This window comes from Enterobacter sp. MF024, from assembly GCF_005843915.1.
GTDB lineage: Bacteria > Pseudomonadota > Gammaproteobacteria > Enterobacterales > Enterobacteriaceae > Enterobacter > Enterobacter barmai.
Genome location: NZ_VCBB01000011.1, coordinates 174471 through 187750 on the forward strand (window position 1 = coordinate 174471; position 13280 = coordinate 187750).

Annotated in this window: 16 protein-coding genes; 14 read left to right on the forward strand and 2 right to left on the reverse strand. The window is 57.5% G+C overall.

What is annotated here, in order from left to right:
* Positions 1–26: 26 nt before the first annotated feature.
* Positions 27–761 (forward strand): phosphoadenosine phosphosulfate reductase, encoded by a 735-nt coding sequence (gene cysH / locus FFB58_RS17570; RefSeq protein WP_138370557.1) that lies wholly within the window; start codon positions 27–29, stop codon positions 759–761.
* Positions 762–874: 113 nt separating this feature from the next.
* Here the strand turns inward: cysH and FFB58_RS17575 are convergent, their stop codons facing one another.
* Complete coding sequence (locus FFB58_RS17575; RefSeq protein WP_039029947.1) at positions 875–1918, reverse strand: aminopeptidase; 1044 nt, start codon at positions 1916–1918, stop codon at positions 875–877.
* A 240-nt stretch (positions 1919–2158) separates the two neighbouring features.
* On the opposite strand from FFB58_RS17575, the gene cysG reads away from it, so the two are divergent.
* The 11 genes from cysG to FFB58_RS17630 all read left to right on the forward strand — a co-directional run bounded on the left by cysG (position 2159) and on the right by FFB58_RS17630 (position 10955).
* Positions 2159–3517, forward strand: a complete 1359-nt coding sequence (cysG, locus tag FFB58_RS17580) for a siroheme synthase CysG (RefSeq protein WP_039029948.1) — start codon at positions 2159–2161, stop codon at positions 3515–3517.
* A 9-nt stretch (positions 3518–3526) separates the two neighbouring features.
* Positions 3527–4435, forward strand: a complete 909-nt coding sequence (cysD, locus tag FFB58_RS17585; protein WP_039029949.1) for a sulfate adenylyltransferase subunit CysD — start codon at positions 3527–3529, stop codon at positions 4433–4435.
* A gap of 9 nt (positions 4436–4444) precedes the next feature.
* Positions 4445–5872: a sulfate adenylyltransferase subunit CysN gene (cysN, locus tag FFB58_RS17590; RefSeq protein ID WP_039029950.1), complete on the forward strand. Its 1428-nt coding sequence runs from the start codon at positions 4445–4447 to the stop codon at positions 5870–5872.
* Positions 5872–6477: an adenylyl-sulfate kinase gene (gene cysC / locus FFB58_RS17595; RefSeq protein ID WP_138370558.1), complete on the forward strand. Its 606-nt coding sequence runs from the start codon at positions 5872–5874 to the stop codon at positions 6475–6477. Before cysN ends, cysC begins: the two co-directional genes overlap by 1 nt.
* Before the next feature lie 58 nt (positions 6478–6535).
* On the forward strand, positions 6536–6859 hold the full coding sequence (locus FFB58_RS17600; RefSeq protein WP_039029952.1) for a DUF3561 family protein: 324 nt from the start codon (positions 6536–6538) through the stop codon (positions 6857–6859).
* Positions 6860–7026: 167 nt separating this feature from the next.
* The gene (gene ftsB, locus FFB58_RS17605; RefSeq protein ID WP_039029953.1) at positions 7027–7338 is read left to right on the forward strand and encodes a cell division protein FtsB; all 312 of its coding nucleotides are present in this window, start codon (positions 7027–7029) and stop codon (positions 7336–7338) included.
* A 19-nt stretch (positions 7339–7357) separates the two neighbouring features.
* The gene (gene ispD, locus FFB58_RS17610) at positions 7358–8068 is read left to right on the forward strand and encodes a 2-C-methyl-D-erythritol 4-phosphate cytidylyltransferase (protein ID WP_138370559.1); all 711 of its coding nucleotides are present in this window, start codon (positions 7358–7360) and stop codon (positions 8066–8068) included.
* The gene (gene ispF / locus FFB58_RS17615) at positions 8068–8547 is read left to right on the forward strand and encodes a 2-C-methyl-D-erythritol 2,4-cyclodiphosphate synthase (RefSeq protein ID WP_006811766.1); all 480 of its coding nucleotides are present in this window, start codon (positions 8068–8070) and stop codon (positions 8545–8547) included. Before ispD ends, ispF begins: the two co-directional genes overlap by 1 nt.
* On the forward strand, positions 8544–9593 hold the full coding sequence (gene truD / locus FFB58_RS17620; RefSeq protein ID WP_138370560.1) for a tRNA pseudouridine(13) synthase TruD: 1050 nt from the start codon (positions 8544–8546) through the stop codon (positions 9591–9593). The genes ispF and truD overlap by 4 nt, the downstream gene beginning before the upstream one ends.
* Positions 9574–10335 carry a 5'/3'-nucleotidase SurE gene (surE, locus tag FFB58_RS17625; protein ID WP_039029956.1) on the forward strand — a complete coding sequence of 254 codons (762 nt, stop codon included), beginning with the start codon at positions 9574–9576 and terminating at the stop codon, positions 10333–10335. Before truD ends, surE begins: the two co-directional genes overlap by 20 nt.
* Positions 10329–10955 carry a protein-L-isoaspartate(D-aspartate) O-methyltransferase gene (locus tag FFB58_RS17630; RefSeq protein ID WP_138370561.1) on the forward strand — a complete coding sequence of 209 codons (627 nt, stop codon included), beginning with the start codon at positions 10329–10331 and terminating at the stop codon, positions 10953–10955. The genes surE and FFB58_RS17630 overlap by 7 nt, the downstream gene beginning before the upstream one ends.
* 66 nt (positions 10956–11021) lie before the next feature.
* Here FFB58_RS17630 and FFB58_RS23100 read toward each other — a convergent pair whose 3' ends face one another.
* Complete coding sequence (locus FFB58_RS23100) at positions 11022–11228, reverse strand: hypothetical protein (protein WP_231568129.1); 207 nt, start codon at positions 11226–11228, stop codon at positions 11022–11024.
* On the opposite strand from FFB58_RS23100, the gene nlpD reads away from it, so the two are divergent.
* Positions 11131–12198 carry a murein hydrolase activator NlpD gene (gene nlpD / locus FFB58_RS17635; RefSeq protein WP_231568132.1) on the forward strand — a complete coding sequence of 356 codons (1068 nt, stop codon included), beginning with the start codon at positions 11131–11133 and terminating at the stop codon, positions 12196–12198. The two genes, FFB58_RS23100 and nlpD, sit on opposite strands and share 98 nt — an antisense overlap.
* Before the next feature lie 60 nt (positions 12199–12258).
* Positions 12259–13251: an RNA polymerase sigma factor RpoS gene (gene rpoS, locus FFB58_RS17640; protein WP_039029959.1), complete on the forward strand. Its 993-nt coding sequence runs from the start codon at positions 12259–12261 to the stop codon at positions 13249–13251.
* Positions 13252–13280: the final 29 nt, after the last annotated feature.

Consider the following 13280-nt stretch of genomic DNA (forward strand, 5'->3'; position numbering starts at 1 on the left):
CGGCAAAACAGGCAAATGAGGTTCCTATGTCCGTACTCGATCTAAACGCCCTTAACGATCTGCCAAAAGTCGAACGCATTCTGGCGCTGGCCGAAACCAACGCGCAGCTGGAGAAGCTGGACGCCGAAGGGCGCGTCGCCTGGGCTCTGGAAAACCTGCCGGGTGAACACGTGCTCTCGTCGAGCTTTGGTATTCAGGCCGCGGTCAGCCTGCATCTGGTGAATAAGATCCGCCCGGACATTCCGGTGATCCTCACCGACACCGGTTACCTGTTCCCGGAAACCTACCAGTTTATTGATGAGCTGACGGACAAGCTCAGGCTGAATCTGAAGGTCTATCGCGCAGAGCAGAGCGCGGCCTGGCAGGAGGCACGCTACGGCAAGCTGTGGGAGCAGGGCGTTGAGGGCATTGAGAAATATAATGCCATCAACAAAGTCGAGCCGATGAACCGGGCGCTTTCTGAACTCAACGCCAAAACCTGGTTTGCCGGTTTGCGCCGGGATCAGTCCGGTAGCCGGGCGTCACTGCCGGTGCTGGCGATCCAGCGTGGCGTGTTCAAAGTGCTGCCGATTATCGACTGGGACAACCGTACCGTTTACCAGTACCTTCAGCAGCATGGCCTGAAGTATCACCCGCTGTGGGATCAAGGCTATCTGTCGGTGGGCGATACCCATACCACCCGTAAATGGGAGCCGGGTATGGCAGAAGAAGAGACCCGCTTCTTTGGCCTCAAGCGCGAGTGCGGATTGCACGAAGGGTGATTTGTTGCCCCTCACCCTAACCCTCTCCCCAAAGGGGAGAGGGGATCGTTCGGTGCCGTCTTTTCTCCCTCGCCCCTTTGGGGAGAGGGCCGGGGTGAGGGGAACTCACGGCGCTACACTTTCCCCGCCTTCGCCAGCTCCTTCACCAGCGGCAGCATCACCCGCACCACATCCCGGCTGCGGTGTTCAATCCGCTTCGGCAGTGCCTCGTCAATGTGTTGCAGATTATCCAGCCTGACGTCATGCCAGCTGGTTCCTTCCGGAAACGCCTTCGATTTTGCCCGCTGCTGATAACCATCCTTTTTGCCCAGAGACCAGTTGGTCGCTTCGACATACAGCACCGGGATCCCGGCTTTATCGAATACCTCGCCATCATTGCAGCAGCCGGTTCCTTTCGGATACGCGGCGTTGCCGCCCGGGTTGGTGGCAGCATAGATGCCGTGGGCGCGGGCAATGGCCAGTGCCCGGTCGCGGGTTAACTTACGCACCGGCCCGGGCGTGGTTTTGCCGCTGTTGAAATAGAGCTTATCCCCCACGATTAAGTTATCGAGGTTGATCACCAGCAGGGTGTTTTTCTTCTCTGCCGCGCTCATGCGTTTGAGGACATTCTCGGCGCCCAGGCGTCCCTCTTCTTCGCCGCTGGTGGCGATAAAGCGGATGCTGTACTGGGTGGGAATATCTTTCAGCTGGTCGGCCAGCTCCAGCATCACCCCGACGCCAGCGGCGTTGTCATCAATACCCTGTAAGGTCAGGCCGCCGAGGTTGTTGTCGGCATCGCTGTCGCTCATCGGGGCGTAAGTATCGAGATGCGCCAGAATAATAATCTGCTGGGCGGCTTTACCTTCGTGGGCAGCAATCACGGTGCTGCCGGTCACGTTGTGCCAGTTCTTGCTCAGATTACGGGAGGTATAGATGTAGCGGCTCTGAAAGGTGCGGATATCGCTCTGGTAGCCCATACCGGCGAACTGCTGGCGCACATAGTCAGCGGAGAGCATTTCAGCGGGGGTGCCGGTCATCCGACCCGGGAAAAAGGTGGCAATATGACGCGCCTGCGTCGCGGCAACTTCGCCCAGAGGCGGGGTCTTAGCCTGAACCGTTCCGATTAAGCAAACGCCGAGCGCCAGGGCAACGTATCGGTGGCGCATTGCGGAAAACATAGTGAGTCCTTAAAAAAATAACGCAAAATTTTAACGCGCTTAGTATGAAACTGTGACTGCGCTTACACAATTTGATTTGCTCTTAAATGCCCGGAATCACGCGCGTTAAGCACTTTTTGATATGAGCTTTTCCAGGGCGTTATTCCATTGAGTAACTACTCATTCCAATTCGTAATTTCATTCGCTCGTAGCCGCCCCCTATAGTCCCACTATTCCTGGTTGTTAGCGAGTTGTAGCATTGTGGATTACCTTCCTTTATTCGCTGCCGTAAAAGACCGCCCGGTGCTGGTTGTCGGCACCGGCGAAATCGCTGAGCGCAAAATTGCCTTTTTACACCGGGCTGGCGCGCGCGTGCAGGTTGTCGCCGAAGCGGATTTTGCTGAGTCGCAAATCGACAATGTGGTGCTGGTCATTGCCGCCACTGATAACCGGGCTCTCAACCAGCGCGTCTCGGATGCTGCCCATGCCCGTCACCGTCTGGTGAACGTGGTGGACGACCAGCCGCTTTGCTCCTTTATCTTTCCGTCTATTGTGGACCGCTCGCCGCTGCTGGTGGCCATCTCCTCTGGCGGCACTGCTCCGGTGCTGGCCCGCGTACTGCGGGAAAAAATCGAAGCGCTGCTGCCGACAAGCCTGGGCCGGATGGCCGAGAAGGCCAGCTACTGGCGCAACCACCTGAAAACCCGCCTGACCAGCGTGACGGAACGCCGTCGCTTCTGGGAGCGCGTGTTTCGCGGGCGCTTTGCCAGCCTGATGCAGGCCGGTAATGAGACGGCGGCGCAGCAAATTCTCGAAGACGAGCTGGATAACCCGGGCAGCACCAGCGGGGAGATCATCCTCGTCGGTGCGGGGCCGGGTGATGCTGGCCTCCTGACCCTGCGCGGTTTGCAGGTGTTGCAGGATGCGGACGTGGTGTTCTATGACCATCTGGTGAGCGACGGCGTGCGCGAGCTGATTCGTCGCGACGCTGAGCAGATCTGCGTAGGCAAACGCGCGGGCGGACATGCTGTTCCCCAGCACGACACCAACCAGATGCTGATCGCGGCGGCCAGAGAGGGCAAAACCGTGGTGCGCCTGAAAGGGGGCGATCCCTTTATCTTTGGTCGCGGCGGCGAAGAGCTGCAGGCGGCAGCCGAAGCGGGTGTACCTTTCCAGGTGGTACCGGGGATCACCGCAGCCTCGGCGGTCACGGCCTATGCCGGTATTCCGCTCACGCACCGCGATTACGCCCAGAGCGTCACTTTTGTCACCGGCCACTACAAGGCCGACAGCACCCCGTTTGACTGGACGCATCTGGCGCAAAGCCGTCAGACCCTCGCCATCTACATGGGCACCATGAAAGCGGCGGAAATTAGCGAACAACTGATTCGCCACGGGCGCGATGCGACTACGCCTGTGGCGGTGATATCCCGCGGCACGCGCGTCGATCAGAACGTGACCACCGGAACACTACAACACCTTGCAAGCCTCGCGAAAGACGCCCCGATGCCCGCCCTGATTGTGGTGGGGGAAGTGGTGCAGCTGCACAGCACGCTCGCCTGGTTTCAAAACACTACCGACACCGAAGGGTTTGGCTCTTCGGTCGTAAATTTGGCTTAAGGAACGGTTATGGATCAAAAACGACTGACGCACCTGCGGCAACTGGAAGCGGAAAGTATTCATATTATCCGCGAAGTGGCCGCTGAGTTTGCTAATCCGGTAATGATGTACTCCATCGGGAAAGACTCCAGCGTGATGCTGCACCTGGCGCGTAAAGCGTTTTACCCGGGCACGCTGCCGTTCCCGCTGCTGCATGTGGATACCGGCTGGAAATTCCGCGAGATGTATGAGTTCCGTGACCGCACCGCCAAAGCGTACGGCTGCGAACTGCTGGTGCATAAAAACCCGGAAGGGGTGGCGATGGGCATTAACCCGTTCGTGCACGGCAGCGGTAAACACACCGATATCATGAAAACCGAAGGGCTGAAGCAGGCGCTGAACAAATACGGCTTTGATGCCGCGTTCGGCGGCGCCCGCCGCGATGAAGAGAAATCCCGCGCCAAGGAGCGTATCTACTCCTTCCGCGATCGCTTCCATCGCTGGGATCCAAAAAACCAGCGTCCTGAGCTGTGGCACAATTACAACGGCCAGATTAACAAAGGCGAAAGCATTCGCGTGTTCCCGCTCTCCAACTGGACCGAGCTGGATATCTGGCAGTACATCTATCTGGAAAATATCGAGATCGTTCCTCTGTATCTGGCGGCTGAACGCCCGGTGCTGGAGCGCGACGGCATGCTGATGATGGTGGATGACGATCGTATCGATCTGCAGCCTGGCGAAGTGATCAAAAAGCGGATGGTGCGTTTCCGTACCCTCGGCTGCTGGCCGCTGACCGGCGCGGTGGAGTCTGACGCGCAGACGCTGCCTTCGATCATTGAAGAGATGCTGGTCTCAACCACCAGCGAGCGACAGGGGCGCGTGATTGACCGCGACCAGGCAGGCTCGATGGAGCTGAAGAAACGTCAGGGTTATTTCTAAGGAGCCGCCATGAATACCACTATTGCTCAACAGATTGCCAATGAAGGCGGCGTCGAAGCCTACCTGCACGCCCAGCAGCACAAAAGTTTGCTGCGTTTCCTGACCTGCGGCAGCGTGGACGACGGGAAAAGCACCCTGATTGGCCGTCTGCTGCACGATACCCGTCAGATCTATGAAGATCAGCTCTCATCACTGCACAACGACAGCAAGCGTCACGGCACCCAGGGCGAGAAACTCGATCTGGCCCTGCTGGTGGATGGCCTGCAGGCGGAGCGCGAGCAGGGCATCACCATCGACGTGGCCTATCGCTATTTCTCCACCGAGAAGCGTAAATTTATTATCGCCGACACCCCAGGGCATGAGCAGTACACCCGCAATATGGCGACCGGCGCCTCCACCTGCGACCTGGCGATCCTGCTGATCGACGCCCGTAAAGGTGTGCTGGATCAGACCCGTCGCCACAGCTTTATCTCCACGCTGCTGGGGATCAAACACCTGGTGGTGGCGGTCAACAAGATGGACCTGGTCAACTTCAGCGAAGAGAAGTTTAACGAGATCCGCGAAAGCTACCTCACCTTTGCCGAGCAGCTGCCGGGCAACCTCGACATCCGCTTTGTGCCGCTGTCGGCGCTGGAAGGGGATAACGTGGCTTCCCAGAGCGTCAGCATGCCGTGGTACAGCGGCCCGACGCTGCTGGAAGTGCTGGAGACCGTTGAGATCCAGCGCAGCGTGGAAACGCAGCCGATGCGCTTCCCGGTGCAGTACGTGAACCGCCCGAACCTCGATTTCCGTGGCTTCTCCGGCACTATTGCCTCCGGCAACGTGCAGGTCGGCCAGCGCGTGAAAGTCCTGCCATCCGGCGTGGAATCAGCGATTACCCGTATCGTTACCTTTGACGGCGATCTGCAGGAAGCCGGGGCAGGGGAAGCGGTAACGCTGGTGCTGAAAGACGAAATTGATATCAGTCGCGGCGACTTGCTGGTAGATGCGCAGGAGACGCTGCCTGCGGTACAAAGCGCCTCTGTGGATGTGGTGTGGATGGCTGAACAGCCGCTGAGCCCGGGCCAGAGCTACGACATCAAGATTGCCGGCAAGAAAACCCGCGCCCGCGTGGACGGCGTTCAGTACCAGGTCGACATCAACAACCTGGCGCAGCACAGCGTCACTGAACTGCCGCTGAACGGCATCGGGCTGGTGGATTTCACCTTCGACGAACCGCTGGTGCTGGATCGGTATCAGCAGAACCCGGTGACCGGGGGCTTAATCATTATCGACCGTCTGACCAACGTCACCGTTGGCGCAGGGATGGTGCGCGAGCCTAAATCGCAGGCGAGCGCGGTGCCGTCGGAATTCAGCGCCTTTGAGCTGGAGCTGAACGCGCTGGTACGCAAACACTTCCCGCACTGGGGCGCGCGCGATCTGCTGGGAGGCAAGTAATGGCGCAGCATGATGAGAACGTCGTCTGGCATCCTCATCCGGTCACGGTGGCCGAACGCGAACAACTCCACGGTCATCGTGGGGTTGTGCTGTGGTTTACCGGGCTCTCGGGTTCCGGTAAGTCCACCGTCGCGGGCGCGCTGGAAGAGGCGCTGCACAAACTTGGCGTCAGCACCTATCTGTTGGATGGCGACAACGTGCGCCACGGGCTGTGCAGCGATCTCGGCTTTAGCGATACGGATCGCAAAGAGAACATCCGTCGGGTGGGCGAAGTGGCCAGCCTGATGGCCGATGCCGGGCTGGTGGTGTTAACCGCCTTTATCTCACCGCATCGCGCCGAGCGGCAGATGGTGCGTGAGCGGGTGGGTAACAGCCGCTTCATTGAAGTGTTTGTTGATACCCCGCTGGAAATCTGCGAACAGCGCGATCCGAAAGGGCTCTACAAAAAGGCCCGCGCCGGCGAGCTGAAGAATTTCACCGGCATCGATGCGGTCTACGAAGCGCCGGAAACCCCGGATATCCACCTCGAAGGTCAACAATTGGTAACAAATTTAGTAGGCCAATTATTAGACCTGCTCCGGCAGGGCGATATTATCAGATCCTGAGATGGTATTGAGGGGAGCGAATAACTCCCGTCAATATGTCACGGTCACAGGATCAGCTATGCGGAACAGCGAAAACTACATCATCACCGGGTCGGACACAGTATCGGCAAATGACGAGACGACCTGGTCTTTTCCTGGGGCGTTTGTCGGCTTTGCGTCATGGCTGATGGCACTGGGGATCCCTTTCCTGTTTTACGGCAGCAACACGCTGTTTTTCTTCCTTTATACCTGGCCTTTCTTCCTTGCACTGATGCCCGTTGCCGTTGTGGTGGGGATCGCGCTGCACTCTCTGCTTAACGGCAAGCTACTCTACAGTTCGCTTTGCACCGTGATGACGGTGGTGGCAATGGTCGGACTGTTATTTTTGTGGCTCATGGGATAAGTTCATCCATAATTCAAACCGTAACCAACTATGTGACATTGTTGGCTTGCGCGAATCTGCAAAAAAAATGTGGTACATTTGCCCGCAATGTTGCGGCATCTCTGTAGCCCCGATGTAGAGTCGTGGGGAAAGTTATGGGATGATGATGCCGTTTTTCAGGGGGCAGGATGGGTAAACTTACGCTGCTGTTGCTGGCTCTGCTGGTCTGGCTTCAGTATTCGCTGTGGTTCGGTAAGAACGGCCTTCACGATTACAGTCGCGTCAGCGATGACGTGACGGCGCAGCAGGCTACAAACGGCAAACTTAAAGCGCGAAACGATCAACTGTTTGCGGAAATTGACGATCTCAATGGCGGCCAGGAAGCCATTGAAGAGCGCGCGCGCAACGAACTCAGCATGACTAAGCCGGGCGAAACCTTCTATCGTCTGGTGCCGGATGCGTCTAAACGCAACCAGGGCTCAGTACAAAACACTCGATAATCAGGCCCAGGATTACGCCATGGCAGTAACTTTTTCGAACGTATGCGCCGTTGTGCCAGCCGCCGGGTTTGGCCGGCGCATGCAGACTGAATGTCCTAAACAATACCTTTCAATTGGTGATAAAACGATCCTTGAGCACACCGTGGCGGCGCTGCTGGCGAACCCACGCGTGACGCGAGTCGTTATCGCTATCAGCCCGGGCGACGCCCGCTTTGCCGCGCTACCGCTTGCAGTTCATCCGCAGGTGACCGTGGTTGACGGCGGAGCAGAGCGTGCCGATTCGGTGCTGGCGGGATTACAGGCCGCCGGTGACGCGCAGTGGGTGCTGGTGCATGATGCGGCGCGTCCGTGTCTGCATCAGGACGATCTGGCGCGGCTGCTGGCGATCAGCGAAACCAGCCGCGTGGGCGGCATTCTGGCGACGCCGGTCCGCGATACCATGAAACGCGGCGAGCCGGGGCTGCAGGCCATCGCTCACACCGTGGAGCGCGTTGACCTCTGGCATGCGCTCACGCCGCAATTTTTCCCTCGCGAGCTGCTGCACGCCTGCTTAACCCGTGCGCTGAACGAAGGCGCAACCATCACCGACGAAGCTTCGGCGCTGGAGTACTGCGGTTTTCACCCGGAACTGATTGAAGGGCGCGCAGATAATATAAAAGTGACGCGCCCCGAAGATTTACAGCTGGCAGAATTTTATCTTACCCGTTCGACCCATCAGGAGAAGGCATAATGCGAATTGGACATGGTTTTGATGTACACGCCTTTGGCGGCGAGGGCCCAATTATCATTGGCGGCGTACGCATCCCTTATGAAAAAGGACTGCTGGCGCATTCTGATGGCGATGTTGCCCTGCACGCGTTAACCGACGCGCTGCTGGGTGCGGCGGCGCTGGGCGATATCGGCAAGCTGTTCCCGGACACCGATCCGGCCTTTAAGGGCGCCGACAGCCGTGAGCTGCTGCGCGAAGCCTGGCGCCGTATTCAGGCCAAAGGCTACACCCTCGGCAACGTGGACGTGACCATTATTGCCCAGGCCCCGAAAATGCTGCCGCACATCCCCCAGATGCGCGTGTTTATTGCCGAAGATCTCGGCTGCCATATGGACGATGTCAACGTCAAAGCGACCACTACCGAGAAGCTCGGCTTTACCGGTCGCGGTGAAGGCATTGCCTGTGAAGCCGTGGCGCTGCTGGTGAAGGCGGCCAAATGATCGACTTCGACAACCTGACGTACCTGCACGGTAAGCCGCAGGGCACGGGCCTGCTGAAGGCCAATCCGGAAGATTTCGTGGTGGTAGAAGATCTGGGCTTTGAGCCGGACGGCGAGGGCGAGCACATTCTGGTGCGGATCCTGAAAAACGGCTGCAACACCCGTTTTGTCGCCGAGGCGCTGGCAAAGTTCCTGAAAATTCACGCCCGTGAAGTGAGCTTTGCCGGGCAGAAAGACAAACACGCCGTCACGGAACAGTGGCTCTGCGCCCGGGTACCGGGTAATGGGATGCCCGATTTAAGCCAGTTCCAGCTTGAAGGCTGTCAGGTGCTGGAATACGCCCGTCACAAGCGCAAATTGCGTCTCGGGGCGCTTAAGGGCAACGCCTTTACCCTGGTGCTGCGCGAGGTGAGCAACCGCGATGAGGTTGAACAGCGTCTGACGGCAATCAACGAGCAGGGCGTGCCGAACTATTTCGGCGCACAGCGTTTTGGCATTGGCGGCAGTAACCTGCAGGGCGCCCTGCGCTGGGCGCAAAGCAATGCCCCGGTGCGGGATCGCAATAAACGCAGTTTTTGGTTGTCGGCAGCCCGCAGCGCGTTGTTTAATCAAATCGTCAGCGAGCGGCTGAAAAAAACAGACGCGAATCAAGTTGTTGTCGGCGATGCGCTACAATTAGCGGGACGCGGCAGCTGGTTTGTCGCCACTGATGAAGAAATGAGCGATGTGCAGGCGCGCGTCAATGCGAAAACTCTGCTGATCACTGCGGCCCTGCCGGGTACCGGCGACTGGGGTCCGCAGGGTGATGCGCTGCGTTTTGAGCAGGCTGCCATCGCCGATGAAACAGAGTTATGCTCACTGCTGGAGCGGGAAAAAGTCGAAGCGGCACGCCGGGCGATGCTGCTCTATCCGCAACAGTTGAGCTGGAACTGGTGGGATGACGTAACCGTCGAGCTACGTTTCTGGCTGCCGGCTGGCAGCTTTGCCACCAGTGTTGTCAGGGAACTTATCAACACTTCGGGTGACTATGCGAATATTGCTGAGTAACGATGACGGGATCCATGCGCCAGGCATTCAGACGCTGGCTAAAGCGCTACGTGAGTTCGCCGAGGTGCAGGTGGTGGCTCCCGATCGTAACCGCAGCGGTGCCTCTAACTCGTTAACCCTCGAGTCGTCTCTTCGCACCTTTACCTTCGACAATGGCGATATCGCCGTTCAGATGGGCACTCCAACCGACTGTGTCTTTCTGGGCGTCAATGCGCTAATGCGTCCCCGCCCGGACGTGGTGGTCTCCGGCATCAATGCCGGACCCAACCTGGGCGATGACGTGATCTACTCCGGAACGGTAGCCGCCGCAATGGAAGGACGCCACCTTGGCTTTCCTGCCCTGGCGGTCTCCCTCAACGGCCATCAGCACTATGACACCGCCGCCGCAGTCACCTGCGCCATTCTGCGGGCCCTGAGCCGCGAGCCGCTGCGCACCGGACGCATCCTCAATATCAACGTGCCGGATCTGCCGCTGGATGAAATCAAAGGCATCCGCGTGACGCGCTGTGGCAGCCGCCACCCGGCGGATAAAGTGATCCCGCAGGAAGATCCGCGCGGCAACACGCTGTACTGGATTGGCCCGCCGGGCGAAAAACACGATGCCGGGCCGGATACTGATTTTGCCGCCGTGGATGAAGGCTACGTTTCCGTCACCCCGCTGCACGTAGATTTGACCGCGCATAACGCGCAGGATGTGGTTTCAGGCTGGCTGGATCGTGCCGGGGTGAGCTCGCAATGGTAAGCAATCGTGTACAAACTCTTCTGAATCAATTACGCAGTCAGGGTATTGCTGACGAGCGGGTGCTGGACGCCATCTCGCGGGTGCCGCGGGAAAAGTTCGTGGATGAGGCGTTTGAGCACAAAGCATGGGAAAACGTCGCGTTACCGATAGGGCAGGGGCAAACTATCTCCCAGCCGTATATGGTGGCGCGCATGACAGAGCTGCTGGAGCTGACCCCGGACTCGCGGGTGCTGGAGATTGGCACCGGTTCGGGATACCAGACCGCCATTCTGGCGCACCTGGTGCATCATGTCTGCTCGGTTGAACGCATCAAAGGGCTGCAGTGGCAGGCGCGCCGTCGCCTGAAGCAGCTCGATTTACACAATGTTTCTACCCGTCACGGGGATGGCTGGCAGGGCTGGAAGGCACGCGGCCCGTTTGATGCCATTATCGTGACGGCTGCACCGCCTGAGATCCCGGATGCGCTGATGGCGCAGCTGGATGACGGCGGGCTCCTCGTTTTACCGGTGGGCGATGAACATCAGCTGTTGAAGCGTGTTCGTCGACGGGGCAACGAGTTCATCATCGATACCGTAGAAGCCGTACGTTTCGTGCCTCTGGTGAAAGGAGAGCTGGCCTGAGACTCGGATTATTCCAGGGTTTTTCAGGCAAATTCAGCGTATGGTGTGGCGCAAAACGTTGTGACACTACGGTAATTTTAAGTCACTGGTAACTAAAAATAATCCTGGGGGATAAATGAGCGCGGGAAGCCCAAAATTCACCATCAGCCGTGTTGCGGCATTGTCACTGGTTTCCATCTGGCTGGCCGGTTGTACATCGAATAATGCCCCTGCGCCTGTCAGTTCGGTTGGCGGCAGCAATGGTACCAGTACGGGCAATCCATCCGGCGGCATGCTGATCACCCCTCCACCGAAGATGGGTACCCCGGCGGCACAGCAAACTCCGCAAATCCAGCCTGTTCAGACACCGGTTACCCAGCCAACTCAGATTCAGCCAGTGGATCAGCCTGTTCAGACCGAAAATGGCCGCATTGTGTATAACCGTAAGTATGGGAACATTCCGAAAGGAAGCTATACCGGCGGTAGCACGTACACCGTAAAACGCGGCGATACCCTCTTCTATATTGCCTGGATCACCGGGAACGATTTCCGTGACCTTGCTCAACGAAATAACGTCCAGGCCCCGTATGGCCTGGAAGTTGGCCAGACGCTGCAGGTGGGTAACGCAACGGGTAAACCGCTCACGCCTGGCAACACCGTTTCTGCGGCTGACGTAACGGCGCAAAATAACAGTGTGATGCCTGTGCAAAAATCAAGCACAGTGGTTGCGTCGCAACCGACAATTACGTATTCTGAGGATTCAGGTGAACAGAGTGCTAACAAGATGTTGCCGAATAATAAGGGGACTGCGACCGTTGTCACAGCGCCCGTTACGGCACCTGTGGTTAGCTCTACCGCACCCGTTGCCAGCAGTGTGACGTCCAGCTCAACGATTTCGTCGTGGCGCTGGCCGACTGAAGGCAAGGTTATCGAGAACTTTTCTTCCTCCGAGGGGGGAAATAAAGGGGTCGATATCGCAGGGAGTAAGGGACAGGCTATTATCGCGACCGCAGATGGTCGTGTTGTATACGCCGGTAACGCTCTGCGCGGTTACGGTAATCTTATTATCATCAAACACAACGATGATTACCTGAGTGCCTACGCCCATAACGATACGATGCTGGTCCGGGAACAACAAGAAGTTAAGGCGGGGCAAAAAATAGCTACTATGGGTAGCACCGGAACCAGTTCTACACGCTTGCATTTTGAAATTCGTTACAAGGGGAAATCCGTAAACCCGCTGCAGTATTTGCCGCAGCGATAATTTGGCGGGACATATCTTTTGATATGTTGCGCCCAGGGATCACGGGTAGGAGCCACCTTTATGAGTCAGAATACGCTGAAAGTTCATGATTTAAATGAAGACGCGGAGTTTGATGAGAACGGAGCAGAGGCTTTTGACGAAAAAGCCTTAGTAGAAGAGGAACCCAGTGATAACGATTTAGCTGAAGAAGAGCTGTTATCGCAGGGCGCCACACAACGTGTGCTGGATGCGACTCAGCTTTACCTTGGGGAGATTGGTTATTCCCCACTGTTAACAGCCGAAGAAGAAGTTTACTTCGCGCGCCGGGCATTACGTGGTGATGTGGCTTCACGTCGTCGCATGATTGAAAGTAACCTGCGTCTGGTGGTTAAGATTGCCCGTCGTTACAGCAATCGTGGTCTGGCTCTGCTGGATCTGATTGAAGAGGGCAACCTTGGGCTGATCCGCGCAGTAGAGAAATTTGACCCAGAGCGTGGGTTCCGTTTCTCAACTTATGCGACCTGGTGGATCCGACAGACCATCGAACGGGCAATCATGAACCAGACCCGTACGATCCGACTGCCTATTCACATTGTTAAAGAGTTGAACGTCTATCTGCGTACCGCACGCGAGTTGTCCCATAAGCTGGACCACGAGCCAAGCGCGGAAGAGATTGCCGAACAGCTTGATAAACCTGTTGATGATGTCAGCCGTATGCTGCGTCTCAACGAGCGTATTACCTCCGTCGACACCCCGCTGGGTGGCGATTCCGAGAAAGCGCTGCTGGACATCCTGGCCGATGAAAAAGACAACGGTCCGGAAGACACCACGCAGGACGATGATATGAAACAGAGCATCGTCAAATGGCTGTTCGAACTGAACGCCAAACAGCGTGAAGTGCTGGCACGTCGTTTCGGTCTGCTGGGGTATGAAGCTGCGACACTGGAAGATGTCGGTCGTGAAATCGGCCTGACCCGTGAACGTGTTCGTCAGATTCAGGTTGAAGGTCTGCGTCGCCTGCGTGAAATCTTGCAGGGACAAGGTCTGAATATCGAAGCGCTGTTCCGCGAGTAAGCACCTTTTCGTCAAAAAAGGCCCGTCGA

Bases quoted from the DNA above. Each gene is read 5' to 3' on its own strand.
- FFB58_RS23100 (WP_231568129.1), bottom strand. From the start codon at position 11,228: ATGCCGCCGGATGGATTGCCCGTACTGGTACCATTGCTGCCGCCAACC.
- FFB58_RS17600 (WP_039029952.1), top strand. From the start codon at position 6,536: ATGCGGAACAGCGAAAACTACATCATCACCGGGTCGGACACAGTATCG.
- ispD (WP_138370559.1), top strand. From the start codon at position 7,358: ATGGCAGTAACTTTTTCGAACGTATGCGCCGTTGTGCCAGCCGCCGGG.
- ftsB (WP_039029953.1), top strand. From the start codon at position 7,027: ATGGGTAAACTTACGCTGCTGTTGCTGGCTCTGCTGGTCTGGCTTCAG.
- FFB58_RS17575 (WP_039029947.1), bottom strand. From the start codon at position 1,918: ATGTTTTCCGCAATGCGCCACCGATACGTTGCCCTGGCGCTCGGCGTT.
- ispF (WP_006811766.1), top strand. From the start codon at position 8,068: ATGCGAATTGGACATGGTTTTGATGTACACGCCTTTGGCGGCGAGGGC.
- surE (WP_039029956.1), top strand. From the start codon at position 9,574: ATGCGAATATTGCTGAGTAACGATGACGGGATCCATGCGCCAGGCATT.
- truD (WP_138370560.1), top strand. From the start codon at position 8,544: ATGATCGACTTCGACAACCTGACGTACCTGCACGGTAAGCCGCAGGGC.
- cysC (WP_138370558.1), top strand. From the start codon at position 5,872: ATGGCGCAGCATGATGAGAACGTCGTCTGGCATCCTCATCCGGTCACG.
- rpoS (WP_039029959.1), top strand. From the start codon at position 12,259: ATGAGTCAGAATACGCTGAAAGTTCATGATTTAAATGAAGACGCGGAG.
- FFB58_RS17630 (WP_138370561.1), top strand. From the start codon at position 10,329: ATGGTAAGCAATCGTGTACAAACTCTTCTGAATCAATTACGCAGTCAG.
- cysN (WP_039029950.1), top strand. From the start codon at position 4,445: ATGAATACCACTATTGCTCAACAGATTGCCAATGAAGGCGGCGTCGAA.
- cysD (WP_039029949.1), top strand. From the start codon at position 3,527: ATGGATCAAAAACGACTGACGCACCTGCGGCAACTGGAAGCGGAAAGT.
- cysH (WP_138370557.1), top strand. From the start codon at position 27: ATGTCCGTACTCGATCTAAACGCCCTTAACGATCTGCCAAAAGTCGAA.